The organism is Pseudomonas sp. SMN11 (assembly GCF_052041945.1).
Lineage (GTDB): Bacteria > Pseudomonadota > Gammaproteobacteria > Pseudomonadales > Pseudomonadaceae > Aquipseudomonas.
In genome coordinates this window covers 21,652-47,413 of record NZ_JBKGGW010000037.1, presented here as the reverse complement: position 1 = coordinate 47,413, position 25,762 = coordinate 21,652, and the positions used below count along the sequence as shown (strand labels likewise).

20 protein-coding genes are annotated in these 25,762 nt (G+C 60.7%); all 20 read right to left on the bottom strand.

All coding sequences use genetic code 11. The annotated features are described in order from the left end of the window. Positions 1-7: 7 nt before the first annotated feature. Positions 8-304 (bottom strand): flagellar protein FliT, encoded by a 297-nt coding sequence (locus ACLEJU_RS23840; RefSeq protein ID WP_400692628.1) that lies wholly within the window; start codon positions 302-304, stop codon positions 8-10. Positions 305-318: 14 nt separating this feature from the next. Further along, positions 319-714 (bottom strand): flagellar export chaperone FliS, encoded by a 396-nt coding sequence (fliS, locus tag ACLEJU_RS23835; RefSeq protein ID WP_435423633.1) that lies wholly within the window; start codon positions 712-714, stop codon positions 319-321. Between the two features lie 133 nt (positions 715-847). Continuing rightward, on the bottom strand, positions 848-2,263 hold the full coding sequence (fliD, locus tag ACLEJU_RS23830; RefSeq protein WP_435423634.1) for a flagellar filament capping protein FliD: 1,416 nt from the start codon (positions 2,261-2,263) through the stop codon (positions 848-850). Positions 2,264-2,342: 79 nt separating this feature from the next. Continuing rightward, positions 2,343-2,705, bottom strand: a complete 363-nt coding sequence (locus ACLEJU_RS23825) for a flagellar protein FlaG (RefSeq protein ID WP_435423635.1) — start codon at positions 2,703-2,705, stop codon at positions 2,343-2,345. Between the two features lie 69 nt (positions 2,706-2,774). Continuing rightward, on the bottom strand, positions 2,775-3,623 hold the full coding sequence (locus tag ACLEJU_RS23820) for a flagellin domain-containing protein (RefSeq protein WP_435423636.1): 849 nt from the start codon (positions 3,621-3,623) through the stop codon (positions 2,775-2,777). Between the two features lie 118 nt (positions 3,624-3,741). Next, positions 3,742-3,870, bottom strand: a complete 129-nt coding sequence (locus ACLEJU_RS23815; protein ID WP_435423637.1) for a hypothetical protein — start codon at positions 3,868-3,870, stop codon at positions 3,742-3,744. Between the two features lie 6 nt (positions 3,871-3,876). Next, positions 3,877-4,812, bottom strand: coding sequence for a ketoacyl-ACP synthase III (locus tag ACLEJU_RS23810; RefSeq protein ID WP_435423638.1), 936 nt, complete (start codon positions 4,810-4,812; stop codon positions 3,877-3,879). A 203-nt stretch (positions 4,813-5,015) separates the two neighbouring features. Continuing rightward, complete coding sequence (locus ACLEJU_RS23805) at positions 5,016-6,041, bottom strand: NAD-dependent epimerase/dehydratase family protein (RefSeq protein WP_435423639.1); 1,026 nt, start codon at positions 6,039-6,041, stop codon at positions 5,016-5,018. A gap of 23 nt (positions 6,042-6,064) precedes the next feature. Then, a complete protein-coding gene (locus ACLEJU_RS23800) occupies positions 6,065-9,541 on the bottom strand; it encodes a glycosyltransferase (protein ID WP_435423640.1) in 3,477 nt (1,158 codons plus the stop codon). A gap of 74 nt (positions 9,542-9,615) precedes the next feature. Continuing rightward, complete coding sequence (locus ACLEJU_RS23795) at positions 9,616-10,536, bottom strand: LicD family protein (protein WP_435423641.1); 921 nt, start codon at positions 10,534-10,536, stop codon at positions 9,616-9,618. Between the two features lie 25 nt (positions 10,537-10,561). Further along, a complete protein-coding gene (locus ACLEJU_RS23790; RefSeq protein WP_435423642.1) occupies positions 10,562-11,194 on the bottom strand; it encodes a class I SAM-dependent methyltransferase in 633 nt (210 codons plus the stop codon). After that, on the bottom strand, positions 11,191-12,255 hold the full coding sequence (locus ACLEJU_RS23785; protein ID WP_435423643.1) for an FkbM family methyltransferase: 1,065 nt from the start codon (positions 12,253-12,255) through the stop codon (positions 11,191-11,193). The genes ACLEJU_RS23790 and ACLEJU_RS23785 overlap by 4 nt, the downstream gene beginning before the upstream one ends. Then, entirely contained in the window at positions 12,248-13,009 is a 762-nt protein-coding gene (locus tag ACLEJU_RS23780) for a TylF/MycF/NovP-related O-methyltransferase (protein ID WP_435423644.1), read from the bottom strand. Before ACLEJU_RS23780 ends, ACLEJU_RS23785 begins: the two co-directional genes overlap by 8 nt. A 1-nt stretch (position 13,010) precedes the next feature. Then, positions 13,011-14,810, bottom strand: a complete 1,800-nt coding sequence (locus ACLEJU_RS23775; RefSeq protein ID WP_435423645.1) for a thiamine pyrophosphate-binding protein — start codon at positions 14,808-14,810, stop codon at positions 13,011-13,013. A gap of 31 nt (positions 14,811-14,841) precedes the next feature. Beyond that, entirely contained in the window at positions 14,842-16,740 is a 1,899-nt protein-coding gene (locus ACLEJU_RS23770; RefSeq protein ID WP_435423646.1) for an N-acetylneuraminate synthase family protein, read from the bottom strand. Continuing rightward, entirely contained in the window at positions 16,737-18,080 is a 1,344-nt protein-coding gene (locus ACLEJU_RS23765) for a GHMP family kinase ATP-binding protein (RefSeq protein ID WP_440776754.1), read from the bottom strand. Before ACLEJU_RS23765 ends, ACLEJU_RS23770 begins: the two co-directional genes overlap by 4 nt. Before the next feature lie 17 nt (positions 18,081-18,097). Next, positions 18,098-18,793, bottom strand: coding sequence for a sugar phosphate nucleotidyltransferase (locus tag ACLEJU_RS23760; protein ID WP_435423648.1), 696 nt, complete (start codon positions 18,791-18,793; stop codon positions 18,098-18,100). A gap of 88 nt (positions 18,794-18,881) precedes the next feature. After that, positions 18,882-19,082 (bottom strand): hypothetical protein, encoded by a 201-nt coding sequence (locus ACLEJU_RS23755; protein WP_435423649.1) that lies wholly within the window; start codon positions 19,080-19,082, stop codon positions 18,882-18,884. Positions 19,083-19,328: 246 nt separating this feature from the next. After that, on the bottom strand, positions 19,329-22,058 hold the full coding sequence (locus ACLEJU_RS23750) for a glycosyltransferase family 2 protein (protein WP_435423650.1): 2,730 nt from the start codon (positions 22,056-22,058) through the stop codon (positions 19,329-19,331). Between the two features lie 62 nt (positions 22,059-22,120). After that, complete coding sequence (locus ACLEJU_RS23745) at positions 22,121-25,693, bottom strand: glycosyltransferase (RefSeq protein WP_435423651.1); 3,573 nt, start codon at positions 25,691-25,693, stop codon at positions 22,121-22,123. Positions 25,694-25,762 lie beyond the last annotated feature (69 nt).

The following is a 25,762-nucleotide window of genomic DNA, read 5'->3' as shown; positions in this document are numbered from 1 at the left end:
TCTGTGGTCAACTGAACAGATGGTATACCTTGGCAGCGTTTTTCGCCTGACGGATTTGCGTCATCTCGTCGACTATTGATTGACGCTCGCCACTTGCAACGTCGATTAGTTGCCGGTAGACCTCGAGCAGCTGCTCCAGGCTGTCGCGCACATCCGCTTCCTGGCCCTGGGCTTCACCCAGCACATCATTGATGCGCAGACGGCATTCCAGGTCCAGTTCACCCACGGCATCCCAGTCGCGCTTTTCCAGCGCCGTCAGCAGCAGCTGACGGGTCTGTTCGATACGGGTGATCACATCGCTCATGTCATCCTCCTGGCTCAGGAAGCCGACGACTGGTCGCCGAGCGCGTCCCAACCTTCCTTCACAGTGATCAGCAAACGTGCGACTTCGTCGATGATGGCAGGGTCATTCTTGGCGTTGGCCTCGACAAGCCGACGGCTCATGTAGGTGTACAGGCTGTCCAGTTCGGCCAGGCTGTCGGCGTGGTTTTCCAGGTCCAGGCCTTCGCGCAGGCCACCGATGATGTCGATGGCCTTGCCGATCAGGATACCCTTCTGGGCCACATCCTTGCGCGCCATGGCACCCTTGGCCTGGGCCATGCGATCAAGTCCGCCTTGCATGAGCATCTGCACCAGACGGTGCGGACTGGCTTCGGACGTCTGAGCCACACCGTTGACTTTCTGGTATTGCCGAAGGGCCAACATCGGGTTCATGGATCTACCTCGTTGCTGCGAAAAAGGTTGCTTGTACCCTGTGTATCGCCGGGACGTCAAAAAACTTTAGAAGAAAAGCAAAAAGCCCGGGGCATCCACAGGACGCCGCCGGGCTTTTGGCAGAAACGCCTGATCAGGACTTCTTGGCCTGGGCGTTGATCGCTTCGAAGATCGAGGTGATCTGGTCGGCCTGGGCTTTCAACTTGCCCAAGGCGGTATCCAGCGCTACGTACTGCTTGGTCAGCGACTCGGTCAGCGACTCGGTGCGTCGATCAAGAGCTGCCTGCTGGTCCGCCAGCTGGGATGCAGTCTTGTCCAGGTTTGCCTTGCGCGTGGCCAGGCTGCCATCGGTCTTGTTGTACGGATCGATGGCCTTGTTCATCCGCTCGAAGATACCGTTGGTACCGGTGAACAGGTTCTGCACCTCAGGGCCGAGCTTCTTGTCGCTCATCGCCGAGGTGAACTTGGTGCTGTTGAACTCCAGCGTACCGTCCTTCTGGGTATTGATACCCAACTGGCTCAAGGTCGTCAGGTTTTCCCCTGCACCCACCTCGCTCAGCACCTTGCGCACGTCACCCAGCAGCGAGCGGGTAGTCGGGTCATTGGTGAGCGGGCCAAGCACCAGGTTGTCATCACTGTCACGACTGGTGGAGGTCAGCGAGGTAATTGCCTTCTGCATGGTGTTATAGGCATCGACGAAACTCTGAATCGATTTCTTCAGACCATCGTTGTCCGCTGCAACCGTCACAGCGGTAGGCGTACCCGTGGTGCCACCGGTCTTGGCGCTGACCCCGGTGAGCTGCAGCGTCATGCCACTAATAGCCTTATCGACAGTGTTGGACGCACTTTTGACCTTCAGGCCATCAATGCTCAACTCGGCATCCTGGGCCAGGGCACTGATGTAACCCGCGCCACTGCCGGACATCTGGGTGGTGCCGTCGATTTCCAGTTCGGCGATGCCGCTCAACGAGATATCGCTACCAGCGCCAGTGGTTGTGGAGCTCAGCACGAGGCGAGAGCCACCCTCTTCATTGACGATGTTGGCGGAAATGCCGTTTGCGCCCATTTCCTTGTTGATCTGGTCGCGCACGCTCTGCAGCGTGGCACCACTGGCAACGTCGAGGCTATAGGTTTTCCCACCCTGGCTGAGAGTCAGCTGGCCGGCGCTGATGGAGCTGCTCGCGCCCCCGGCGAACTGCTGGCTGGCCACTTTCGAGCTGGTCGCCAGTTTGTCCACGACGATGTCGTAGCTGCCGGCCACCGCAGAGTTGCTCGACGTGATCTTGACCACCGACTCATTCGCCGACTTCGCAGAGTAGGCATTGAAGGACGGTGCATCCTTGTCGTTGAGCTTCTTCATGGCGTCCTGGAACGCCGTCAGAGCACTGCGCAGCGAGCCGATTCCCGAGATCAAGGCCGTGTTGTTGCTGGTTTGGCGGGTGATCTGGGTTTGCTTTGCGGATGTGTCAGCCTTGACCAGCACGCTCACGATCTCGCCGATATTGAGACCAGAGCCCAGGCCAGTGGTAGGGGTGAGTGCGCTTGCCATGCCGTTATCCCTCTTGTCAACGCGCCGGCTCCGCTCCTGCAGCGCCGACATGCATCACTTCATTGATGTTCGCCGCCCATCATACCTTGGCGTCGAACAGAACACTGTTTACATCGCTCAGGCTATGGGCAATCCGCAACGCTTCTTCCGAAGGCAGTTGGCGAATCAATTCACCACTGTCACTGGCAATGACTTTGACAACGATTTTGCCGGATTCTTCATCTGTGGAAAATTCCAGATTGCGCTGGGAAGCCTTCAGGAACTTTTCGATTTCCGCGACAGCGCCCTTGACCTTGTCGGCATCCGGCACCGCCGACTGGCTTTTATGGCCGTCTTTTACAGGTTTTACTTCTTCCGGCGACCGAACTACCGGTTTGTCGACGGCCTGTTCGGCCGGTCGTGCGGCCGGATAAGACAGGTTCAGCTTTACGCTCATGTCCATGACCACAACCTCGCAATGAAAAGGCGGGGAAGCGCCGTATCAGCGCTCCCCCGCCGGCAACTAGGCAGATTAGCCCAGCAGCTTCAATACTGCCGACGGCAGCTGGTTGGCCTGAGCCAGAACCGAGGTGGATGCCTGCTGCAGAGTCTGCTGCTTGGTCATCTGAGCGGTTTCCGAAGCGAAGTCGGTGTCCTGTACGCGGCCACGAGCGGCTTCGGCGTTCTCGTTGATGTTCTGCAGGTTGTTGATGGTGCTGGTCAGACGGTTCTGCACGGCACCCAGGTCAGCACGGTTGGTGTTGATGGTCTGCAGAGCGGTGTCGATGGCAGCGATGGCAGCGCTGTAGTTGGTTTCGGACAGAGTGCTGCTCGAACCTTGAATGTTGATGCCCGAGCCGATGCCCAGCGAGGTGGCGTCGAACTTCTGGTTCAGGTCGATGGTGATCTGGTTGGCGCTGCCGGTGTTCGAGCCAACCTGGAAGGTCATGGTCGAAGCCGAACCGTCCAGCAGGTTTTTACCGTTGAGCTGGGTGCTGCTGGCGATACGGGTCAGTTCCGAAGCCATCGACTGGAATTCTTTGTCCAGAGCGATACGGTCATCGGTGCTGTTGGAGTCGTTTCGCGATTGAACGGCCAGTTCGCGCATACGCTGCAGGATGTTGGTCTGCTCTTGCATCGCGCCTTCAGCGGTCTGGGCGATGGAGATACCGTCGTTGGCGTTTTTGATAGCCATGGTCTGACCACGGATCTGCGAGGTCATGCGGGTAGCGATCTGCAGGCCAGCGGCGTCGTCTTTGGCGCTGTTGATTTTCAGGCCGGAGGACAGACGGGTCATCGAAGTGGCCAGTGCATCGGAAGCACGGTTCAGGTTCTTCTGAACGCCCAGGGAGGTAGTGTTGGTGTTAACAGTCAAAGCCATGACGAATTCCTCGTTGGATTGGGTACTACGGCTTCCGGCCTTGGCAATTCGCCGGGTGTGGCACAGAGAACCTTCGTAATGGTTATCGTCGTCAGGGCGGGTTGCTTTAGGAGATTTTTCAAAAAAATTGCTGGCATCCTGCCAGCCCAATGAAATCAAGGAGTTGGCGCCAGATTTCAGGCACGCAAACCAGCAGGCCGGAAAATGAAAACGCCGCCTGAAAGAGGCGGCGTTTCTGCAAGGCCATGAGCGGTCAGTCGCGGCGCTCGATGATTGCGGAGCCCCAGGACAGGCCCACACCAAAACCACTGAGCGCGACACGCGAGTGCTGCGAGCCCAGCACGTGTTTCTCCAGCAGCAGCGGGATGCTCGACGACACCGTGTTGCCGGTCTCGACCATGTCCTTGACGAACTTCTGCTTGTGCTCACCTTCGACGAAGCGTGCCGACACCGCGTCGACGATCGCTGCGCTACCCTGGTGCAGGCAGTACAGGTCGATATCATCGGGCTGCAGTTCACTGGCTTCGAGCAACTGCTGAAGGTGTGCCGGCACTTTGACCAAGGCAAAATTGTAAACCTGACGGCCATTCATGAAGAATTTGCCATCGGTAGTGCGCAGGTGTTCGGCGCCGGCACCATCGCTACCGAACAGCGATTTACCCAATTGCCAGATGGCGCCCTCGCCCATCCAGGTGGCTGTGGCGGCATCACCGAACAACATGGTGGTGTTGCGATCTTCAGGGTCGACGATCTTTGAATAAGGGTCGGCGGTGATCAGCAAGCCGTTCTTCAGACCGGCTGCTTCCATGAACCCCTTCATGGCGTAAAGGCCATAGACGTAGCCCGAGCACCCCAGCGAGATATCGAAGGCAGCGATCGCGGTGGACAGGCCCAGCTTGTGCTGGACGATTGCAGCAGTGTGCGGCAGGCCTTCGGCATCACCGTTCTGGGTGACCACGATCACCGCGTCGATGGATGCCGGGTCCAGGGATGGATTGGCAGAGAACAGGTTTTTCGCGGCCTCTACACAGAGGTCGGAGGTTTCCTGGGTAGCTTCCTTGCGTGGCAAGAACGTCGAGCCGATCTTGCCAAAGATGAAATCCTGATCCTTGCCGAATTTCGCGCCCTGGGCGTAGTTGTCCACGCCTTCAGTCGGCACGTAACTGGCGATGCTTTTAATGCCAATCATATGGCTTCCCAATTCAGTAACAGCGAAATACCCACCCCGCTCCAAATGGCAAAACGCCAGGCGATTGGTTGAGTTCCGATCCCTGACGGTTTGCCCGGGCGGCGAGGCGGTTCCCGGTTTCGACAATATACAGTGAAGATGCCCGTTCTGACTCCCGAGTCACGCGCTTTTTGTCGCCCGAATTGAACTGGGGGTAGTTCGCCCTATCCAGCGATACCTTGTTGGCTGGCCCATTGCCCCATGCTGGTGATGGATTGCTCCAGCGTGGTCCAGTCATCGAGGCCCAGGGCACGGGCTTTGGAGATGTCCGGCACATAATATGAAGGCGCTTGCGTCATGCCATCTTGGCCGAGGATCAGCACAGGCTTGCCAGGAGCCAGGCAAGCGACAACCCGGCGCGCCAGATCGGCAATGCTCAGTGCTTTGTCCGAACCGACATTGTAGGCCTGCCCACTTCCCCCCCTGACCAACAGCATCAGCAACCAGCCAGCCAGGTCTGCGCCGTGAAGGTAGCTGCGCACCGCAGTACCACTGGAACTCAGCGATAGCGCATTGCAGCGCAAGGCATCGCGCACGAAATTGCCGATGGCAAAATGTGCATCCATTGCCAACCCAGGCCCGGAGAACGCGAAGCAGCGGGTGAACACCACTTCCAGGCCATGGCGCTGTGCATAGATGGCGGCCAGCGTCTCTTGAGCCCGCTTGCCCTCCGCGTAAGCGCTGGCCGCCTGGGTAGAGTCACAGGCGCCAAGGCTGCTTTCAAGCACCGGACATCCCCATTCGATTGCGCCGTACTGCGCCCCCGAGCCGGTGAACAACACACGCCTGGCACCACTACGCACTGCCAGCTCCAGCACGCTGCGCGCGCCTTCGATGATCGTATCGTAGAGCCGCAGTGCGTCCGCCTGACCACCGGCTAGGGTATCGGTCGCCGCATGGATCACGCCGTCCAGGCGCACACCCGCCAACTGCCGGTCGAGCGACCGCACGTCAGCCTCCAGCCAATGTATCCAGTCAACGTTGGCATATTCCGGGTACTCAAGGAGAAATCGGCCCGGCGACCGCGATACAGCTGTCACGCGGACCGCAGCCCCCCTTCGATTGAGTTCGGCCAGCATCGCCAGAAGCCACTTGCCGAAGAAGCCTGTGCAACCGGTCAGCAGCAAGTGCTGCCCGGACAACGCCGTCACATCAAGGTACGGAGCAATTCGCTGGACATCAGCAACCATCACGTTTTTCATCGATACCTGCCTCATGCTGGCGACCCACCCAACCATCCATCGCGCCACCGGACCAACGCAGCCTCGTCGAGCATCCAGCCTTGCAATACGCACTGGCGCAGGTAATCGCCCAACTGGGCCACTGCCTCCAGGTCGCTGACATGAAGCCGGATCGCATCCACCCAGGCGGCAGTCTGACCAGCAACGCGCTTGACCGGCAAGTCGCCATGATGCGCTTCGATATCACTGCAGATCACCGGCACACCACAAGCCCCATGCTCCAGCAAACGCAGATTGCTCTTGCAGCGGTTCAGCAAAGAGCGCTGCAAGGGCACCACGGCCAGATCGAGATTCAATGAGGCAAGCTTGTCTGCATAACGCTCGGCGGGTACTGACGCGTGGACTTCATGCATGAAAGGACGCAGATGCTCAGGACAGCTGCCCAGCACCACCCAGTGCACCTCGTCGGCCAGGTCCTTGACAGCTTCGGCAATCAGCTCAAGGTCGTCCTGCTCGCCCAACCCACCAACCCAGCCGACTCTGGGCTTGTCGTCACAGCGGCGCTGGCATTGCAGGCCTGCCCATTGTTCAGGCGCAAGTCGATCCTCCAGCACCTGGATATCTGCATTGAAACCTTCGCAAACCTGCGCCATGAACGCTGTCGGCACGACCAGACGATCCATGCACTCGATGCCCAGGCGCAGCAGCGCCAGCACATCTTCAGGACGTTTGCGGGCAAACGGGCCCTGCAACCGAGCGTCCGGCAAGTAAGTACCAAGGTCATAGACCTTGAACGCCTTGCTGAATGCCTTCATGCGCCGCATGGCCTGGATGTGTTCCGGGTCGGTGTGTCCCTGCAGAATGATCGCAGCGGGTGCGAACCGCTCCAGGCCCGGCACACTCAGCCATTTGCCATGTACCGCACCCTGAATCAGGCCTCGCTCGTACAAGGCATCGAATGGCAGGGTCAGGCGATGCTGAATGGCCAGCGACGCATCGGTGTGAACAAGTACTGTCGGCAACGAAGCCTGCGCTGCCAGCGGGCGCCAGGATATCTGCGGGTCGGCATAGCTGAACTGATACCCGCGCTCGCCATGAACCAGGTTCGGGTTGCCCGCCGGATCCCGCGCGATCACGGGCAACCAGCGGGCGTACAGGCAATCTTCCTGCTCAGCGGTGGCAGAGGGTATCTCGGTGCCACTGACCAGCAATTGCGCACGGGGCGTCCATACATTGAGGTAGCCGGCCTGCTGCAGCTTCAGGCACAGGTCGACGTTTGCCCACGGCCCCATCTGCCCATCAAAGCCACCCACCGTGTCAAAAAGTTCGCGTCGTACCATCAGGCATTGCGAGCCCAGCGCGCTGTAATTCTGGTCAACCTCCAAACGATGCATGTAACCTGCGGCGTCGCCGGGCAGCCCATCGAAAGGCGCAGTTACCGGCCCCGACAACCCCAGCAGCAATCCCCCCTGGCGAACCCGACCATCACCATCGAGCAACTTGGCCGCGACCCCCGCAACTTCCGGGCGCATGGCATGGTTGAGCATCTGCGCCAGCCAACCGCTATCGATGACTCCGACATGCGGATCGAGGAACAGCAGGAACTCTCCCCTGCTTTGTGCAGCTGCATGGTTCAAGACCGTCTGCTGATCGAGATCTGCGTCAAAACGCAAGACCCGCAGATGCCCGACTTCCATGCCCTCGATGCCGCCAAGCCACTGCTCGGTTACCGAGTCGTCATTGAGCCGGTTCAGCAGCAGTACTTCGTAATTGTCGTAATCAGTGCTTTCCAGCAGGCTCTGCACGCAACGCTGGGCATACGCCAGTTGGCCCTCCAACGCAATCAGGATACTGACAGGTGGGCAGACATCATGGCCGTAGTCCAGCTCATAACGGCCTGGCAGGCGCGAGGTCACATGGGCTGCTGGGTAGCCACGCCTGCGCAAGTGAGCCTCGATCACTTCACGCTGCTCGGGCTGATCCTGAAGCATCGGTGGCTGCCCCATCACCAGCGGCTCGCTGATATGCCCCAAGCCTTCCAGACCGCCGGCCTCAACCAGGCGCAGAACATAGTCGAGCTCGAACGCCTGCGCATACCGGGCATCGAAACCTCCCAATCCTTGCCATACCTCACGGTCGAACAGCCAATGGCGCGCCATCGCGGCCGGCAAGCTCAACAGCAGATCGAGGTTCAGCGCCGGGCGCAGTTGCAGTTCGATCATGCCATTACCATCACGCATGACCTCATCGGCATACAACGCACGACAATTTGGCGCAGCTACGCGCTCCAGCATCAGGCTGAGCACGCCAGCGGCAGTCAGGGTTTCGCCAGCCTCGAGCACCATGAACAGCTCGCAGTCAGCATCGGCAAGGCACGCATTGACGGCACTTACCACATTTGGCGCGCCCCCGATCACCATCGGCACCAGCACGATGTTCGGCTCGGCAATTGCCGCCAGGCTTTCAAGCGTTCTGCTCAGCGCGGGCGTATCGGCCTGCTGATCGACCACCACCACCCCCAGCCGCAACGCCGGCCGTGCCTGCAGGTACTGACCGACTTGCGTGCGCTGTACATCGCCAAGCGTGCGTTGCTCGAGCCAGCGCTGCGCGTCACTGACCTGAGAGCGGACACGATACTGCTCGACCGCCTCTTGGGTGACGACGATGAAATGGTCAAGAGCCGACCAGAAGGTACGCTGGTGCTGCAAGAGACTCTCGCGCAGCAGCGGCATACTGGCCCTGGCTTGTTGCAGGCTCTGCTCAGAATTGCCCCAGGCTACGCCATAGCTGTTGTTCTCGTGCTGCGAGAGCGGCTTTGGCGCATAGGCATTGGGAAGGATCACCGCAACACAGCCGCACAACGCCGCTTCCGCCGCCAGGCCTGAGGGTTCGGTGCAGTAGAAGTATTCGCAGCTTTGGAACAACGCAGCCAGCTCCTCCCAGGAGCCCGGGCTCTGACCTGTTATTTCTACGGCATCTTCACCCAGCAATGCCGGGTCTATTTCCACTTGGCTCTTTCTGCCTCGGTAGTAGCAGACCTTGCCGGGCGTGCGAATGCGGCTATCGGAAGGGGGGCAAAAAATGCTCAAGTCGACCGCCGGCATGTAGAGCACACGGTCCTCCTCCATACCCGTTTGCAGCAACTCGCGGGTATAGGAAAACAGTACGTCCGTTTCGGCATACGGGCTGACGTTGTTGAGAAAGCCCGGTCGATTCAACAAGTAGCGAACCACTACGTTGCCCTTGAAGGGGTTACCGTCGACCACTTCCGGATAGACGACGATGGGCTCGACGCCTTGAGCCTTGTGCAGCGCGACAACCGTATCGGTCAAGAGGGGTGTCATCAGGCCAGGGTGCATGCCTTTTGCCGCGATGTAGGCCTCCTGCCCCGCACGCATCAGGGCGTCGCACAACATGTGCAGCACACGGATGCCCGCCGAACTGCGACGGTAGTCCGGGGCCATGATGTAATAGGGGCTGGGTCGCTTGGCAAACAACGAACGGACCATCTGGGTACTCCTGACAGCTGACGGGCATGCGCGAGCGGGCCTGCGCCTGGCCCGCCCGCTAGCTGATGGTTGAGTTACAGCGCGCGAATCGAATTGTCGTACTGTTCGAACTGCACTTCACCGGAATTGTTGTAGTCGGCAAATGACATGTCCTTCTTCGGTACGCGCCACTCCCCATACACGAAATCCAGGTAACCCAGCGCATCACTGGGTGCCTTGAGCGTGGCACCGAACAACTGGACCGGATCAAAACCGTCGAAATGCCGCTCCGGGCAGAACCACTCCGGCATGGCGCCGATTACCACTGCAGAGCCGTCGCGACGCACTCGGCGGGCGATGTCGGTCTCGAACGGGATGATCACCTCGCCTTCGCCGACGTTCTCGCAGGTGATGCGAATGGCGAAATCGACACCATGGGTAGCGATGACCTCCATGCGCCATTGCACACCCTCGAGCACCGGCAGCGCGGCACGATTCTCCCGCACCAGCTCGACCAGTCGTTCGAACTGCGCGGCGTTTACCGAAAAATCGATATCGTCATCCCAGGGAATGAAACCGCCATCACGGTAAGCGCCAAGCAAGGTGCCAAAATCGAGATAGAGATCGATACCGGCGGCATCAGTCATGGCGCCCAGCACCACGACCAGGTCCTCAGCCAGTTGGCGGGTCACAGGGTGGGAGAAAGGGTGAATGTCACGCATCCCCTTCATCTCGCGCTTGCCCGGAATGACCGTCGGAATGTATCCCAGACCCAGTTCGGCCAACTGTTTGAGGATGCTGTCGGACCATACGCTGGTGATCACCAGCACATCGCAGCCAGTCTCGGCGATCTGCTCGGCGGCGATGATCGGGTAACCATTGAACTCGCCGCCTTGTTTGCCTGGGTCATTGTCGGCCACCGCCAGGATGTTCAGCTCACGATTCTGCTCGATGAACAACCCACCACTCTTGCCAGCGCCGAAAAGGACGATTTTCTTGCCTTGCAGGTCCTGCATGTCACTTACCTCGATTCAATGCAACTCAATTCTTCTGCGCGACACAACGGCCGACCTTGGCGTCTTCATCGCGAAACTTTGCCAAGCCATGCCCTTCGATCTGGTACACGATACGAAAGCCAGCCCGTTCGATGCTGGCCAACGCACTGGCATGTTCCAGATAACGACGGTAGTGATCGGTACCGAAGATCTTTTCCTGATCGGCATCGTTCACTGTGCGGTATTCGAAGAAAACCTGGCTGCCAGCTGGCAGCAAGAGCCCGATCAGGTCAAGCAATGCCGCCGCCTCTAGCTCATCGATGGCATGGAGGAAGAACCGGGCATAGACTGCGACCTTGCGTTTGCCTTCGAGAAACCCCTGAATGGCACCACGGGCGTCACCCGCAGTGGAGTGCACGTAACGGGCACGAGCATGCGCGGAACGCGACCGGCACAGCTCGATCGCCTCCGTCGAAGCATCCAGCGCCAGCAACTCAAAGCCGTTAGCAGCGAAGAACTCGCTGTCGCGGCCATTGCCACAGCCGAACTCGATGATGCCGTCGACATCGCTGAGCTCGTTGATGACAAACGCGGCGAACTGCGACGGGTACGCAGGGGCGCCCTTTTTGCGACCGCTATAGAAGCTGTCCCAATAGCTCGACTTTTCCAACAGGCTCATGGTGTTCCCTCGTTCTCACTCATCGCATAGAGCACGGTGTCAAAGGTGCTGTGCGCGTGGCAGCGCAAGTAGAATCGGTAATTCAGGTCGTACCCGCGCAGCTGCTCGAAAATGCTCCACAGGTGTTCGGCCCGGTGATAGATACTGATCGCCAGGTTCGGCCGATAGCGGGCCAAGGTTTGCCGAGCGCCTTCCAGCGCTGCTGGCTCTTCACCTTCGATATCCATCTTGATCAGGTTGGGGGCAAATCCCGGCAAGGCGTCGTCGATGCGCACGCAGGTCACCGTCTCACCACCAGTCTCGACCAGATGCCCACCAGCGCCCAAGGCGCCGTCGAAACCGACCTGCCGGTTGCGGTCTGACACCCCGCAAGGGAAATTCACCGCATTCAGGTCACGCACGCTGTCAACCAGCGCTGCGTAGTTCTCAAGATTGGGCTCAAAACAGGCAACCGACGCGAACTGCAGACCCGCCTCACGCATTTCTGCCACGCTGTCGCCCACATAGGCACCACAGTCGATAAAACGCAGCGGCTGTGGCCATTGCGGCAGGTCTGCAGGGAAGTACTGGCGCGGCGACGGTGCGGGCAAGCACAGATAATCACCGCCGGTTCTGAACTCGACGATACGGTCGAGCAGTTCCTGGCTGGCTGCATCGGCCAGGTGCGCACGCATGAACGCGATCCGCTCTGCGTTGGCCTGGTAATAGCTGCCTTCGACAAGCCAATAACGGAACGGCTGATCCTGCGGGAACAGGTTGACGAACTCGACCAGGCTCAATACACGCCCGAAGCCAAGCGCGCGCAAGTCACGCACTACTTCAGCAACGTCTACGTAATTGTTGAAAAGCCCGATTACCACGCAGGCAGTTGCGGGGTCATGGCTATTGGCCCAGCCCTGCGCGGTAGCCACGCTGATTTCACCCACTTGGCCCAATGACGCATCACGGTCAAGAAAACCGTCCACGTCGATACCGCGATCGGCCAGGTAAGCCTGCACGCGCTGCCCCGCCAGGCGCGCGCCGTATACCAGCACATGCTTGAAGCGCTCCCGGTCAAGCATGGCAGGCCCCTCCGGCAACGCGCACCAGCACTGCATGGCCGTTGAGGTTGTGCATGAAGCGGAAGTCCGGGTTATCGACCATGAAGGCGTTCACAAGCCGGGTCACGCCTTCACACCCGAAGAAGCCATAGTCATCGAACACCACCACCGCGCCTGGCTGCAAACGCGGCAACGCCCAGTCCAGGACATCGCGCGCCGACTCGTAGACATCGACATCGATATGCAACAAGGCCAGACGCCCGGTTACACGCTCGGCGTTCTGCTCCGGAAACATGCCTTGCAGCAACTGGACCCGGTCGCTCACGCCGCATCGACGCGCCAGCGCCTCGACCATGCCGATGTCGGTATCGGCATGCTCGCCACCCTCATAGCGGGTATCGTAGTTCCCCGCCTTCACCACACCTGCGAAGGTGTCGGCCAGGAAAACTTGCCGGCCCGGCCGTTGAGTGGCAAGCGCCAACAGGCAACCGGAGCCACCGCGCCAGACACCGACCTCGAGAAAGTCACCGTCCAGCAGCTCCAGTTGCCGCGCCAGTGACCACAGCTCGTGCAAGCGATACTTGTCGACCAAGGTATTGGCCTGGACCAATTGCAGGGCATGCTCGAACGCCTGATCGCCGTGCCAGGGGGCATAACTGGCATAAGGCAACAGGCGCTCATGGTGGATTTCAGGCGAGCGAGCGTGTGCCCACGAGTGGGTGCCTCGCAGGTAGCGATAGCTCCAGCCCGTGAGCTTTCTCTTCAGCCACGCCATTTCAGTCGTGCTCCGAAACGGCCATCTGTGCCGCGAACTCATCCCGTGGCAGGAACGGGTACAGGTCTTCCAGCGCACCTGTCTCCGGCTTGCCTTGCTCGTTGATACGGGTCATCACACGCGGCACTCGCGCTTCCTCGACCTGCACGACGACCTCACACACCACCGGGCCATCACGGTCGAGCACCGCCTTGAGCTTTTCATCCAGTGCCGCATGGCTGTCTATCTTTGCGTACCCAACGCCATAGGCAGCAGTAAGCTGCTGCAGGTCGGGCAGCTGCAGGCCACTCTCAGCGTCGGCACCCACCAGCAGTTTGAAGTGCGCGTTCTGCGAAGTACGGATAGAGGCATAGCCTTGGTTGTTGATGACGAAACACTTGATCGGCAACTTCTGCGCCGCCAGGGTCGCCAGTTCCTGAATGTTCATCTGCACCCCGCCGTCGCCATCGACACAGATGGTCTGCTTGCGGCCGGCAGCCAGGCAGGCGCCGATGGCCGCTGGAACGCCGAAGCCCATCGAGCCGGTACCACGGTTGTGGAAGCAACGCTGGTCCTTCTTCAAACGCAGGTTGAGAAGGAACAGTTCCGACGCGAAACCGGAGCTGCCCGGCGCAATGACATCGCCCTCTTGCAGCAGGTCGGACAGCCTGTCACTGAAGTGGTACATGCTCACGCCGAGACTGTCATCGGCATGCTCGGCCTGCAGCAGCGGATAACGGGCACGCCAGGTCGCGATCTGTTCGCGCCACGCGCCGAAGTCCGGGAGGCGCTCGGCATTCACTGCGGCCTGCAGTTGCTCGATGAATGGTTTGACGTCACAGACCACCGGAACTGCAATGTCCATTTGCAACTTGGCGATTTCGGTCGCGTCGATATCAACCACGACCTTCTTGGCCTTGGGCGCGAAATGCGCATGGTTATAGGCAGTCAAGGCCATGTCCAGGCGCGACCCAAGGACGATCAACAGGTCGCAATTCTGCAGCGTGAAGTTGCTCCAGCGTGGCGCGATCGAACCTGGTCGCCCGCCATACAACGGATGGTCGTCTTCGATCAGGTCCATCGCCAGCCAGGTCGGCATGACCGGCACACCAACGCTCTGCGCCAGATTGCGGAAGGCTTCGACAGCGCCAGCCATGCGAACGCCGCTGCCTGCGATGATGCCAGGGCGTTTGGCCCCCTTGAGCAGCTCAAGGGTACGCGCGACCGGCTCGGTCAGGTCCACAGCCTTGGCCACTGCCGGCAACTTCGCACGACGCAGGGTCGATGGGTCGATCTGTACCGCCTGCACATCCAGCGGCACATCCAGCCACACCGGGCCACGACGACCGCTGAGCGCCGCATGCTCGAGTTCGTCGAACACCTCGGCCACTGCCAGAGGATCGGTCAAGGTCACCGCCCGCTTGGTGATCGAGGAAACGATCGAGACAATATCGGCCTCCTGCACGCCAAGCATGCGCAGACCGCTGTCGGCCTTGAGGTCGGCAGTCTTGACCTGCCCGGAAATGAAGAACACCGGGGTGGAGTCCAGCCAGGCTCCCAAGGTCGCAGTGACGGCGTTGGTCGCGCCCGGACCGCAGGTGGTCATGCAGGCGCTGGGGCCACCAGACAATTTGCCGGCAGCCTCGGCGGCGACTCCGCAAGCTTGCTCATGCAAGCACAGAATCGGCTCGAGATCGGGGTGACGCCCCAGGGCATCGTTCAGATGCATGGCGCCGCCACCCGGCAGGAAGAACACCTGCTTGATGCCCAGTTCCGCCAGCCGATTCATGATGTAGTCAGCAACTCGCACTTTGTTTCCCATCTCTCAAACCCCAGTTCGCCGAGCGTTCGGCTCAATTCAATCGATTCAAAAACGCCAGCGCCGACCAGAAACCTGCGCCGTGATCCTTATGGCCCTGCCATACCTCTGGAATGAAGCTCACCTGCGGATGGGCCTTGATCTTCGCCCAGCTCGCCGGCCAGTCGATGTCTCCGGTCCCCATCAACACACCTTCTCCATTGGTACCTTTGGCATCAGCTACATGCAGGTGCGCCGAGTACGGCAACAACAACGTCAGGGCCTGCTGGAAATCGAGACCAAAGTGGAAGCAGGTCATCTGCAGATGCGACAGGTCCAGACAAAGGCGCATACCGCTGTCTCGGGCCTGGGCAGCCAGCTCTTCGGGCATCATGAAAATGTTCTGATGGCGCTGGCCGCCGAAGTGCCAGGGAAACGGCGCCATGTTCTGCGGAGTCAGTTCGGTAGTGGCGAAGTCGACACGCGCGCACGACTCGTAAAAGCGCTCATAAAGCTGCGGACGCATTGCCAATGGGCGCGGCGCGTCTGCGGAGAACCCGCCGATGTTGGCCACGATCAGCCGGGCGTCGGCGTTGGGAAAGTACTCGGCGATTTGCAGGGTCGCATCCACCACCCGTTGCAAGTTGTCGATCGAGCGCTGACGGTAGGCCGGGTCATCGGCAACCAGGTCCAGCAGTTCGCTGTTCTCGAACAGCTCCGGTGCATGTACCACCAGGCGCGAACACTCCACTGGCGCGAGGTATCGCTGCGGCTGCAGGCTCAGATCGCGGTATGACAGATGAAACTCGAACAGGTCTGGCTGGATCCGCCGACGGTAATCGAGGAAGTCGTGATAGCGGACCGGCACACCCCAGCGGACCGGCATGTCGAACGCCAGCTTTTGTTCGGCCTGCTGCTCCTCAAGGTCACTTTCGAACAGGAAGTCGCCCAATGCGATGTCGCGCTGGGCCGCCTTGCCGAGCAACTCAGGCAAACGATAAGGCGCAAGTCCCTGGCCGGGGCTGGCGATGCGCAGCATGTCGGGCTCAAGGGTGCTGCCACGCGGAATGTCACGCGCCGCGATCACGCTCTTGGCCAGGTTTTCACGGTTGAGCAGCTCACCTTGACTGGCGTGGCGGCCTGGCCCCTTCCAAGGCAACGCCAACTCCAGCTGCCGGATACCCTCGACCATCTGGCGAAATTCGGCAGGCTCCAGGCTGGCCAGGTGGTCGGGGCCCTCCATTTCGCGGTCCAGGGTGATGTGCCGCTCCACCAGCTTCGCACCCAGGGCGACGGCTCCCAGGGTAATGGCGATACCTCGCTCATGCCCTGAGTAACCGACCAGGTCATGCAGTTCCTGCAGGCGTCGCAGGTAGCCCAACTGAATGTCAGACTCCGGCGCCGGATAGGCACTGTTGCAATGCAGCAGCGCAAACGGCGTGCCCAATGCCTGCAACTGCTCCACGGCACGAATGATTTCATGCTCGAAGGACATCCCGGTAGAAAGGATCAGAGGCTTGCCCAGGCTGGCGGCCTTGGCGATCAGATACGGGTTGCACAGGTCGGCCGAAGCAATTTTCAGCGCCGCCACGTCGAACCCGGCCAGCGCATCGACACTAGGCTCGTCCCAGGGAGTGCAGAGGTAGGTCACGCCCTTGAGCGCACAGTACTCACGCACCTGACGGTGCTCATCGAGGCTCAGCTCGACTTTGTCCAGCAGGTCCTGAATGTACTCGACACCCAGGTCCTCGGCGCGCGAGCCATCAGCCTTGCGTCGATACAACGCTTCACGGTTGCGCAACTGAAACTTGACACAGTCGGCGCCGGCCGCAATGGCCGCATCCACCAGCTGCCGAGCCAGCTCCAGGGAGCCGTTATGGTTGTTGCCCACTTCGGCGATGACGTAGACGCGCTCACCGCCCAGCGGGACGCCGTCAAGAAGAATGGAAGTCATTGGATTTTCGCTCGCCATGAGGTTACGCCGCTGGATTCAAAGCGGAAATTCTGGGTTTGGCAGCCAAGCTCGGCCAGTACGCCAATCACGCGCTGGCGCAGTTGTGGCTGCACATAGAACAGGAAGAAACCACCGCCACCGGCACCTAGCAGCTTGCCGCCCACCGCCCCCGCAGCGATTGCCGCGTCATAGATCTGGTCGAGGCGGCCGTGGCTGATTGCAGAAGAAAAACGCTTCTTCAAGCGCCATGCTTCATCCAGACAGACACCGACACCGCGTAGCTCGCCACGGATCAGGTGGCGGTGCATGCGCCGGCAGAGTGCGACGCTGGCATGCAGCAGTTCGGTTTGCGATTCTTGCGCCTCGATTTCTTCACGCTGCAGCTCGTGCAAGCGACCCGAGTCGTGGGAAATGCCGGTATTGCAAAGCAGGAGGCATGACTCGAACTCATTACGGATAGCCTCCTCCAGGCGAATCGGGTGAACCAGATTGCGCTGGTTTTCGAATTCGATCAGATTGAAGCCACCGAACGCTGAGGCGTATTGATCTTGCCATCCCCCCGCGATGCCAAAGCACAAGCGTTCTGCCTGGAACGCCAGTTCAGCGATCTCGTAGGTGCTCCAGCGGTCCTGGCGCAACTCGTTGAACACTGCGATGGTGGCCGTGGTGGCGGCCGAAGAGCCCCCCAGCCCAGAGCCCACCGGAAAGTCCGAACGCAGGAACAGGTCAAAGCCGTAGTTGGGCTTGATGACCGCAACGATAGTGGCCAGCAAGCTTTTCTCATCGGTAGCCAGCAAGTCTGCCAGGCAATCGAAATGCTCCTCGCGCCCCAGATCCTCAGCGTGAATACTGATCTGCTTGTCCTTGCGCGGCACCAGCGTGGCGTGGGCATACAGGCCAACCGTACAGCTCAGCACTGCCGCCGGGTGGTCGATGAAAAAATAGGTTAGGTCGGTGCCACCCCCACAGAAACTCATGCGCACAGGGGCTCGCGCCCTGGCCAGCACAGGCACTTCGGCGCTGGCGGCGAGTTGGCGGGTGTATACCTCGACCAACCGCTGCTCGCCGTCCAGGCCCGGCAAGGCGATGTACCCAAGGTCGAACAACTTCAGCAGTTCCTCACGCGAGGTTCCAACCGGAACTGCACGGAATTGCCGGTTCATGCAGGCGGTAACCGGCATGTCGGTCAGCCCGCCTTGCAGCAGATGACGACGGACGTCACCGTTGGTCACCACGCCCTGTAGCCGGCCGCCATCATCGACGACGAACACGATCTGGGATGCAGCTGCCTCGATCAGCTCAACTGCATCGAGAATACTGTGCCTTTCACTGATGCTCATTGTCTGGACTAGCGAACTCATCGGGCGGTGCTCATCTGAAAATCGACGGAGTAACGGGCGAACGATTCCGGTGTGCCGATATCGATGAAACGCCCCCTGTATTCACACACCACTACCGCAGCACGCCGCAACAATGCGGGCAGCAGGTCTCGCTCAAGAGAGCAAGGATGTGCGATGAGGCCGGCAAAGGCCTCGGTCTCGAAGGCATAGACCCCGGCATTGATAAGCCCCGGCCCCGTCACACCCTTCTCGCTTATCGCACTGAGCCCGCCACTACCGTCTACTTCAAGGCTGCCGAAACGGCTGCGCTCCTCAACCTTGACACCGACCATGGCGTTGCCGCTGGACACGCCCGCCAGACGATAGGCCGGGGCGTCGAGGTAAGTGTCGGCATTGAGCACCAGGTAGCGATCAGCTGCGGGATGTTCAGCCAACGCGTTCAGCAGTGCCCCCCCTGTACCGAGAGGTTGCTCCTCAATGACCAGATGCAGTGTCAGGCCACTGGCCTTGGCCAGTGCTGGCAGCTGCTCTGCCACCTGATCGGCACGGTAGTGAGCACACAGCACCGCCTCGCTGACGCCGGCTTGGGCCAACTGAACCAGAACGGCCTGCATAAAGGGCGCGCCATGCACACTGACCAAGGCTTTTTGAGAGCCCTGGGTAACGCTCTGCAGACGCGTGCCAAAGCCGCCGCACAGAACGTAGGCACGCATCAGCGCAGCCCCCGCACATAGCTCAGAAGCTTGGCCGAGGATCCGGAGTTGGCAGTTTGCTGGCGCAACTGCTGCGCCGTTTGATCAGTCATTGGTTCTCGCCTTCATGAGCCGCGACCTGCGCACGGCTGTATTGCTGCATGTCTTGACCATCGCGCCAGGCGCGATGCCATTCGAGGGTCTGCTGCAGGGCCTGCTGCAGATCCCACTGGGGGGCGCCAACCCAACTGCCGACGCGCCCTGGATGAATCGCGGGCAAGCAAACCTGCTTCGTGAGGCTGCGCGGCATGGTCGATCGCCCAGCGAGCACTGTTTTAAATGTCGACTTACCTTGGGCCGCTGCCCGGGAGCTGGCTGACAAAATACTGACCAATTCAGCAACTTGAGCAGACGAAGCAAAAAGACTGCCAACTTTCCTGCAGGGGCCAGAGGGGCACCACACAATTCTCCTGCACGGCACGCATGACAAGGCCTGGCGACGTTCGGTAGAAAAAGAAAAGCCGGGCTGGAGCCCGGCTTGGTACTGTGCGGAGGGTCAGTTCAGCTCGTTCAACCAGCGAGGCCCGGCAGCCCCCGGCAGCTCACCGATGCCATAGGCGCCGTCCACCGCCAGGGCCCGATTGAATGCCCATGGCCAACGCGCCACCAGGCCTTCATGGGAAGCCTGCGAAACCGGTGCCTGACCGAGACTGAACAGCTGCGCTTGCGGCGCCATGAGCACCAGCAAGCCCGCCTGTGCAACCTGCAGGCAAAGCTCGATGCCCGAAGCGTCGTCATGCGCCAACCCGCCCAAGGCGTCGAACACCTCCTTGCGCACCATCAAACCTTCGGCGGAGACGGCATGGCAGGCACGAACCACGCCCAACCCCAAGGCATCGCCCCCTTGGGCACTGGCAACCCCGAACCAGCTGGCATGCACCTGCTGGCTTTCCAGCAACTCATAACCGGCATGACTGATGGCACCCTCAGCGTCGTACATCTGGCAACCCACCACGCCGACCTCAGGGCGCTGGGCCTGGTTGAGCAGCGCTTCGATCCAGCCAGGGTTGGCGACCTGGCTGCTGTCGCTCATCAGCACCAGATACTCGCCACGCGCTTCGGCGGCCGCCAGTTCAAGACGCCGGGAGAGTTGCGCTGATGGGCAGGACACCATCCTGACGCGTCCACCCAGGCCCGCCAGCTGTTGCTCTTCACCCTGAGTCACCACCAGCACTTCGTAACGCGGGTAGCGCGTGCGCTGCTGGATACTGGCAAGGCTGACGGCGAGTTGCTGCATGTCACCGCTGGCTGCGAGGAGAATGCTCACCAACGGTGTCGCAGCATGCCGGAATTCGATTTCCAGGCGCCCCGCGGGCCCCTGCGCCACTTGCGCCTGATAGCCCAGCACACTCAGGTGCCGCTCGAGCGTGGCCTGGGCATCCGGCAGCATGGCTTCACGGTCGACCTGGCCCACCACGAGGAACTCGTCGATATGTGCCAATCCGGCCATGCCGTTGGCCTCGACCACGCGCAAGAGCAGGTCGAAGTCCAATGCCCGGTGGAATTTCTCGCTGTAACCGCCTGCTTGCAGGACTACGTCCTTGCGCACGAGCCAATGCGGGGCCATCAGGTCAGGGCGGGCACGCAGCAAATCAAAATCTGCCCCAGGACGCTGGATCGCGATCAGCCGCCCTTCTTCATCGCGCCGAACCTCGTTACCACAGACCGCCGTACAACCTGAGGCCTGGGCAAGTTCCACCTGCAGGCGCAGCAGTCCGGCGCCAGCCAGTTCGTCCCCCGCCTGCAGCAACATCAGCCACTGGCATGTCAGCTGCCCGACCACTTGATTGAGATGACTGACGAAATTGTCCGGCATGACCTTGATGAAATGCAGGGTATCGCGTGGCGTGGTGATGGCGGGCAATGCGCCAGCCTTGAGCACGACCAGACGGAAATCTCGCATCCCGCTGGCAACTACGCTATCGAAGGTGCGCTGCAAGGCCTCGTCGTCATCCTTCAGGTCAAGCACCAGCAAGGCCAGTTGCGCACCCTTGCTGCCGGCAAGGTGCCTGATTGCACGTTGTTTGCCAGCGGCATCCGGCGTCGCCGCAGCCAGCGCCCGCAAGACGGCCCCCGACGGTGTCTGCGCCAGGCGCACGGACAATTCGGGCGCCCCCACCTGCAACAGGCGTTCGAGCCATTGGCTCAACTCGTTGCGAGCTTCGCCCTCCTCGTCACCCAAGGTTTCGAGCAGCAGCTGGCAAACCTGCGGAGCAAACAGATTGACAGACAATGCCTGCCAATACCGCGCACTCAACGTCTCCAGATTATCGTTGGCGTGGCGCTGCAACAGGTCGCGCTGGCGCACCCAGGCACCTTCCAGCGCGCGCACATGCGCCTGCCCCACCGGCCAGGCATGGAGCAGAAACTCCAGCGCTGACAGCTGCCGGAACAACGGGGCGTTGTAATAAGGCATTTCCACGCATTGGTGAAGCTCGAAGCTGCGCACGGGCTCACCAACGACACTGGTCCACGGCGAGCTGAACAACAACGGCGCGCTACCGATCGAGCCAACCGCCAGCACGAACTGACGCAGGATGGCGAAACCGTCTTCGTCCGCAAAGCATCCCTCGCCCTGCTCGTCCGCGTCGCGCAGTGCCCTGGTGACTGGCGCCAGCACATCGTGGTTGACCGCAGCCTCCAGGCACTCACTGACTACCTGGGTTTGCTCCAGCACATGAATGTCACCCTGCTGCAACTGCGCGAAGGACAAACCGACCAACCAGCCCTCGGATAGCGCCGGTGCCTTGTCCAGGGCTGCACGCAAGGCATCCACCCGCATCACTGCTCGCCATGGCTGCAGGCCACTGCGCGCGAAGCGCAGGACGCGCGCGCGCAGCGCATCAACCGCGTGCTCATGACTGGTTTCACCCAGACGGTGATAGCTGACCGTGCCATGACCCGGCCGCATGCCCAATGCATAACCTTGTACGCCCTGGACACCCGGATGCTCCTGTAGCCAACGCTGGGCATTGCACAACGCATCAGCAATCAGGAAGTCGCTGTCGTGCGCAAGGACCACGAAAGGCGTTTGCAGGCCGTCGAGCACCTGCACCAGCGCAGCCCGCTGCAGCTCCCCTACGCCAGGATCGAGCACGCTGACCGGGCAACCCAGGCCACGGTAATACGCACTGGCGCGTTCACGATAGGCAGGATCCTCGCTACCCAGCAACACGATGCTGGTGTCGAGGGGCAACAGGATGCTGTCGGTTGCTTGTTCAGTCATGAGGTTGTCCGATGCTCAAATTCCAGTTTCGCCGCCAGAGGGCATGCCCTCGCTACGGCCATTCAGTCTGCCAGCCAGGCGTTGGCCCAATGTTGCAAATGGCGCTCGTTGAGCACGTAATCACGCAAGACCACCTCGCGCAGGGCGTCGCCCTGGCGGTAGCTGGCGTCAGGGTCGGCCAAGTGCATGCGGATCGCTTCAAGCCATTCATGCGGGCGGTTGTTGGCGATCCGGGTGCAGGGCAGATAGCCGTCGTAGGCCTTGGTCGACGAGCAGATCACCGGGAATCCGCAAGCGCCGTACTCCAGCAAGCGCAGGTTGCTCTTGCAGTCGTTGAACAGATTCTGCTCGAGCGGGGCCAGCGCCAGGTCCAGGTTGAGGCTGGCCAGTTTCTGCGGGTAATGCGCCATCGGTATGCCCTGGTGGAACTCCTTGACGTAAGGCCGCAGCGAATCCGGGCACATGCCGAAAAATACCCAGTCGACTTCATCGGCCAAGGTCTTGATGACTTCCTGCAACAGCTCCAGATCACCTCGGTGACTGGTGCCCCCTGCCCAACCGACGCGTGGCCGCGCAGTCGTCTGGCGCTCACTGTTCAGGCCGCTCCACAGGTGTGCCGCCAGCATGTTGGGCACCACGCGAATATCGCTGTGCATGCTCGACAAAGCATCAGCCAGCGGTTCGGTGGTCGCGATCACCCTGTCGCACATCGAGATGCCGCGCATGACCGCTTGACGTACGTTGGCAGGCATATTGCGAGCGTGATCGTTGCGTTTCGGCACATCGATGATGTAATCATCTATTTCGTAGATGTGCCTGGCGCCGGAAGAGCGCACCACACGCTCCATTTCTTCGACCGACGCCATCTTGCTTCGGTACTGGAAAATCACCACATCGGGCTTTTCACGCTCCAGTTCGATAGGTTCGGGCACGCGATAACTAACGCGGCCTTGCACCCAACCGGCTTTTTCCAGCTCAGAGAACGGTTGCGACAGTCGATAGTGACCCACTGCAGAGGAGTTGATGGGCAGTGCCAGCAGCGATGGCAAAGCGCGCCTGAGGAATGGGTCCCAGCCTTGGCGCAGCCCAGGCTCGAGAGCGAAACTGGCAGTCTTCAGCGTAAGATTGCGGTTATACGCGGGATCACGAGCGATCTTGGCCAGCCACCGACTATAGTAGAGATCCCTGTCCAACTCGGCTTGTCCGCTGTCCCGAGCCTTGGGCTCTCGACTGCCAAGCCGGGCGAGAATGGCCGAAGGCGTCCACACCAGCAGATAGCCTTGCTCACCGGCGCGCAAGCAAAAGTCGACATCTTGCAGCTCCTGCTTCAACCCCTCGACATCGAAACCGCCCAAGCTGACAAACAGCTCGCGGCGCACCACCAGGCAGTCAAGCGCCAGAGCACTCCAGTTCTGCGCGGACCTGAGTCGGGACATGTAGCCATTGCCATCTGCGGGCAAACCAATGAATGGGCTGCCTGCTTCGCCGTGCAGCCCAAGCACCAGGCCAGCCCCCACCACGGCACCCGCCATGTTGCACAGCTTGGGTCCCACCACGCCAACCTCTGGCCGTTGCGCCTGCGCCATGAGCTCGCCCAACCAGCTTCGCTCGAAGGCCACACACAGGGCATCGAGCATCAACAGGTAATCACCCCGTGCAGCAGCACTCGCTTCGTTCAACTGCGACACACGACTGCCAGCTGCTACTTCAATCACACGCAACTGTTCACTGCCCAGCCCCTGCATGGCCTCGAGCCACTGGCGCAGTTCCGCCGGGGTAGCCGCGTCAGCGATCAGCAGGACCTCAAAATTGCCATAGGCAGTGTGTTCGAAAAGCGACTCGAGACACCGCCGCGCCGCGCTCAGGTCGTCGCCGACAGTGAGCAAAATCGATACCCCGGCTTGCCCCTCGTGCCGGTACGCAACCCGACAGGCTGCCTGGCCATCGGCGCCCTCTACCTCTGCATCGACCCCAAGACGCCGCAGATGAGCCTGCACTACCCGCGGCGCCTCCTCAATACAACGCGGGTCGCTCAACCATTGGCCGAAATCCCACTGACTGTGCACCAAAAGTTCGTCAATGTGTTCTACAACCTGCAAACCATGGCGCTCGACCAGGCGCCAGAACAGATCGTGCGGGGCCAGGAGGTCGAAGTCCGGGTCAAAGCCACCGGCATCGAGCAAAGCCCTGCAATCGAATGCCAGCAAGCGCCCGACGTAAGGCAGGCTGCGCATAAGGTCGAGGTTGAAATCAGGCTTGAACACCGGAGTGCCGGGCTGCACCCCATCATGCGCGCCCTCGTCGAAATACAGACACAGGCGCTCGCGCAACGCCATGCGCTCGGCCATGATCGCCAATGCATGGGGCACCAGACGGTCTCCAGCCCGAAGCAGAAAAACCCAACCCGCTTCGTCACTCTGAACCAGACGCGCCTGCAATTGGGCCAAACCATTGCCTTGCAAAGGCAAATGCTCAATGCCCGACAGCTGCGGGATACCTAATGATGTCGGCGCCAGCACCAAGCTAGCAGATGGGGCATAGGACTGCGCAGAGATGCTGTCCAACGTAGCACCCAAGGCCTGCTCCTCGCCGTCTTCGCCCCAGATCACAACAATGATTCGAGGCTGCTTCGGCCATTGGGCGAAACGCTTGGGCAACGCTTTCAGCTGAGCATCCGACAATGCACGATTATCCAGCCACTGGGCATAGACCTCATCGAACGAAAGGCAGTCGCTACCCAGTTGCTGTTGCGTGCGCGCCAATTGCAGGGCACTGATGCCGTTGAGGTCATACTCGTCCCAATGGGCGCTGGAGTCATCCACATATCGCCCCAACGGCACGTAACGCACCCAACCTTTGGCGGGCGCATCCTCGCTGCCACGCGCCGCGAGCATCGCCTTGATCCAGCCCGTTTCGGCAGCATAGGCAAGGGTGATCCCGGGCTGATGACTCAAACGACCCGGGTGCAGGCGTTCAAGGCTGAGAAAACGCTCCAGATGCCCAAGGTTCCCCCTGCGCAACATGCAGAGGTACAGCGCCATGTCGAGGCGAGCCACGAAGCCTTGTCCCTCGTGCACAAGGGCCGGCATGAACTCCTCCAGCAATGCACGGCGCATCAACGCATGGCTCAGTCCTCCGAACAGGTTGGGGGCCCCCACCTCCAGCACCTCAAGCAGGTCGCTGCCTTTGGCCACGGCATTTTCCGGGCACATCATCATGTTCATCATGCGCGAAGGGAGCAACACATCGTTCGCATCGCAGAGCATATGCCGGCAAATGGTCATGCTCACATCGGCATGCTCGTTCATCACCGCCGCTTGCTGGCTGACGCAATCGGCAAACAGCAGGTCATCATCGCAAAGGAACTTGACCAGCTCGCCGCGGGCCTGCTCCAGGCATGCCAGAAGGTTGCCGGCAAAACCCAGGGTCTGCAGGTTGCGCAGATAACGCACGGGTTTGCCGGTCTCGCGGATCACGTCCTCGACGATGCGCTGGACGTCTGTACCACGGCTGTCATCGCACACCAGCACTTCCAGGCTTGGATAGTCCTGATTGACCGCACTCATCAGAGCGCTGCGCAGGAAATCAGGATTGAATGCCGGAATGGCGATGCTGACGAGAGCCGTTTGATTCACGATGAGGACCTGGGAGGTGGCTCACGCACCACCCAGGGATGGCGCGCGACCGGTGACTCGGGAGAAGAA